Below are 4,176 nucleotides of genomic sequence, written 5' to 3' on the forward strand. Positions count from 1 at the left end.
ATTACCGAAAAATCAAGGTATAAAGCCTTCGATTTCAAGAGAAAAAAGTGATCTTGAATTTCCTTATCTTCAATTCCGTAGCGGTTTTAACCAGAGGTAATTATCAATTATCTATTATCAATTATCAATTAATGAAATGTTCCCTATCTCCTTTTTATATTTCCTTTGCCAATAATCTCTAAGGATAGCTATATTCAAGTTTTTTTCAACTTTTAAGTTGATCATAAAGACAAGAATACCTAAATTTTTGAATCCCTTATTAAAGCAAACTTCTTACCGATTATCTTAGGATTATTTTGCTTCTTTGTTCATCATATTTTCAACAAAATTAGTATAGACTTCCCCACCAATAAATTCTGGTGTCTCTAGAATTCTTTGATGAAAACCTATAGTAGTCGGAACTCCTGTAACAGCACATTCTCTCAAAGCACGTTTCATTCTCTGAATAGCAGTAGGACGGTCGTGTCCCCAGACTATTAATTTACCAATCAAGGAATCATAATAGGGTGGAATCTCGTAATCTGTATAAACATGAGAGTCCATCCTGACTCCAGGCCCTCCTGGTGGTAGATATCCACTAATACGACCTGGATTGGGACGAAAATTGTGGTCTGGGTCTTCGGCGTTAATCCGACATTCTATGGCATGACCATTAAAGTTTATCTGTTTTTGATTTAGTGGTAATTTCTCTCCTTGGGCAATTTTAATTTGTTCGGCAATTAAATCAAGTCCTGTAATTACTTCTGTGACTGGATGTTCTACTTGAATTCTAGTATTCATCTCCATAAAGTAGAATTGACCAGACTGGTCTAGGAGAAATTCCACCGTACCAGCACCAATATAGTTGATAGACTTGGCTGCCTTAACCGCTGCTTCGCCCATTTTTTGTCGAAGTTTAGGATTTAATGCTGGACTTGGAGCTTCTTCGAGTAGCTTTTGATGGCGNATTACTTCTGTGACTGGATGTTCTACTTGAATTCTAGTATTCATCTCCATAAAGTAGAATTGACCAGACTGGTCTAGGAGAAATTCCACCGTACCAGCACCAATATAGTTGATAGACTTGGCTGCCTTAACCGCTGCTTCGCCCATTTTTTGTCGAAGTTTAGGATTTAATGCTGGACTTGGAGCTTCTTCGAGTAGCTTTTGATGGCGACGCTGAATTGAACAGTCTCTTTCTCCTAGGTGAATTACATTTCCGTAACTATCAGCTAAGATTTGAAATTCAATGTGACGGGGGCGTTCAATGAATTTCTCTATGTAAACTCCAGGGTTGCCAAAAGCTGCTTCTGCTTCTCCTTGGGCAGCTTGAAATAATTTTGTCAGTTCCTCAGCTTGGCGAACCAGTCTCATACCTCGTCCCCCACCTCCAGCAGTAGCTTTAATCATTAGAGGAAAGCCGATTTTTTCGGCGATCGCTACTACTTCTTTTTCATCTGTTAAAATACCGTCACTTCCAGGAACTGTAGGAACTCCGGCTTTTTGCATGGTTTCTTTGGCTGTAGATTTGTCCCCCATTGCCCGCATTCCCTCTGGTGATGGGCCTATAAAAGCAATGTCGTGGTCAGCACAGATTTCTGCAAATCGGGCATTTTCCGCCAGAAAGCCATAACCTGGATGGATGGCAGATGCATCACGAGTTAAGGCAGCGGAGATAATGTTGGGGATATTGAGGTAGCTTTTGCTGCTGGTAGGTTCACCAATACAAACTGCTTCGTCTGCCATTTGTACATGGAGGGCGTGGCGGTCTATGGTTGAATGGACGGCTATGGTAGATAAGCCCATTTCTTCGCAGGTGCGGAGAATGCGTAGGGCTATTTCGCCTCGGTTGGCTATTAGGATTTTAGAGAACCGCATATCAGTTATCAGTTATCAGTTATCAGTTATCAGTTATCAGTATCTCTGGTTAAAGTCAGAGGGTTGAAATACCAAAGTTTATTTTTTTTATCCCTGGGAAAGGGAAGGCTATTGACCTTATTTTTGGGTCAGAAGCTAGTACGGGTGAATGGCTGGCTATTCACCCCTACATTCTTACTATGATTAAAGAGGACTGCTATATCAACAAAGATTTGAGAAAATTTATTGTAGACATTCCAGAATTTTATGTTATTATTGTATATTGTTAGCTAAAATTCTAATATTTTATAGAAGTTTAGTTGACATAATGCTAACTAAAGCGGGTGTGGCGGAATTGGTATACGCGCACGCTTGAGGTGCGTGTGGCTTTGCCTTGCGAGTTCGAGTCTCGCCATCCGCATAAGAGAATAGTCAGGGGTTATTAGTTTAACCTCTGATTTTCTCTTTTTTGGACTAAGGAATTAAGATTAGATATGGAGAGTCAAAACTGTAGCGCTATAGTTTATTTGGTGTTTTGTTTCGGAAACTGTCTAGAAATCTTTTACTTGGGTAAGGACGATGCTAATAATTTCTGAATGGTCAAATAATCAGAAATTATTTGGCACAGAAACTATAGCGCTATAGTTTATTTAATGTTCAACGTGGCAAAATACAAGGTACTGTTTGACTTGGGTGGGTATATTTCCTAAGACTTAGAGGATGAGCGAAATAGTAATTTCATAAATATAATTTTGATATTCTATTACTGTTTTGACATCTATAACTTTGCCAGAGAAACTATAGTTGTAGAGATTATTAGTAATTAAGGGAGGAAAATACAAGGATATATATTGAGTTACCTTCAGGTGATACTGATAATTTCTGAATGGTCAAATAATCAGAAATTATTTGGCACAGAAACTATAGCGCTATAGTTTATTTAATGTTCAACGTGGGAAAATACAAGGTACTGTTTGACTTGGGAATGATCTGCACTACACAATGAAGTGTGGAATGTGAGATTTTCTTACTCTACAGGCCGCTACAATTAATAGAAGTAGGTAAGTTAATGAATAAAGCTGAGTTAGATGGTTTCATCGAAAATATGTTTTATGGAAAACACAAGAAAATTAAGATAAGTGTATTTAAGTAAAATTATTTATCAAATTTGGATGTAATTGTATAGTCTGACTTTAAAATGGATAGCTATAAGCAAGTAATCTGAAATACATCAATTTTTGTTTATCCATAAATAGGTTTAGTTTGAACTCTAATAATAAAATTTTTGTAGCTAGAACTAAACCTTTACTTTAATAGTTGTATAAGCGTGGAACAACATCTGTATACTAGCTATTAACGGTATAAAATGTGATTCTACTCCCTGAGACACTCCGCACACTTGTAGGGAAAAAAGTAGCGAGGCTGCTATGAGGGGCAATCTAGAAATTATTGCAGTTTTCAGTGGTCTTGAAAGTGTGGCGCACTTGGTACGCAAGAGCTAGTCAAATAACTACCGTGTCTGCTTTTTAGCCATTTACATAAATTCACTTAAATGTCTCATGTTGTGCAATATTTTATTGGACACGCTCGGAAAAAGAACAGTGGCTGAAATGCTTACGCAGCAAGACCTTTATTTCTATATTGCCCCTGGTGACAGCTTCGCTACTTTTGCCCCAAATAGTAATTTCATAAATATAATTTTGATATTCTATTACTATTTTTACATCTATAACTCTGCCAGAGAAACTATAGTGTTAGAGATTATTAGTAATTAAGGGAGAAAAATACAAGGATATCTATTGAGTGAGTTGCATCTGATGTTAGATACTGATAATTTTTGAATGGTCAAATAATCAGAAAATATTTGGCGGGTAAACTATAGCGCTATAGTTTATTTAATGTTCAACGTGGCAAAATACAAGGTACTGTTTGACTTGGGTGGGTATATTTCCTAAGACTCAGAGGATGCTCGAAATACTAATTTCATAAATATAATTGTGATATTCTATTACTATTTTTACATCTATAACTTTGCCAGAGAAACTATAGTGCTAGAGATTATTAGTAATTAAGGGAGGAAAATACAAGGATATCTATTGAGTTACCTTCAGGTGATACTGATAATTTTTGAATGGTCAAATAATCAGAAATTATTTGGCACAGAAACTATAGCGCTATAGTTTATTTACTGTTCAAGGGAACAAAATACAAGGAGGTGTTTTGCTGAGGTGGTTATATTTCCTAAGACTCAGAGGATGATTGAAATAGTAATTTCATAAATATAATTGTGATATTCTATTACTATTTTTACATCTATAACTTTGCCAGAGAAACTATAGT

The 4,176-nt window shown here is 36.4% G+C and carries 1 tRNA gene and 2 pseudogenes; 1 reads left to right on the top strand and 2 read right to left on the bottom strand.

Features of this window, described 5'->3' with window-relative positions:
- Positions 1-291: 291 nt before the first annotated feature.
- Together AFK68_RS38340 and AFK68_RS38345 are read right to left on the bottom strand one after the other, a co-directional pair.
- Positions 292-945 (bottom strand): annotated as a pseudogene (locus tag AFK68_RS38340) (acetyl-CoA carboxylase biotin carboxylase subunit); the annotation flags it as partial.
- A 1-nt stretch (position 946) separates the two neighbouring features.
- Positions 947-1,857, bottom strand: a pseudogene (locus AFK68_RS38345) (biotin carboxylase N-terminal domain-containing protein); the annotation flags it as partial.
- Between the two features lie 319 nt (positions 1,858-2,176).
- Here AFK68_RS38345 and AFK68_RS07675 point away from each other — a divergent pair.
- Positions 2,177-2,257: transfer RNA gene (locus AFK68_RS07675), tRNA-Leu, on the top strand.
- The last annotated feature ends 1,919 nt before the right edge of the window (positions 2,258-4,176 follow it).

It is taken from the genome of Hydrocoleum sp. CS-953 (genome assembly GCF_002260545.1).
Classification (GTDB): Bacteria; Cyanobacteriota; Cyanobacteriia; order Cyanobacteriales; family Microcoleaceae; genus Trichodesmium.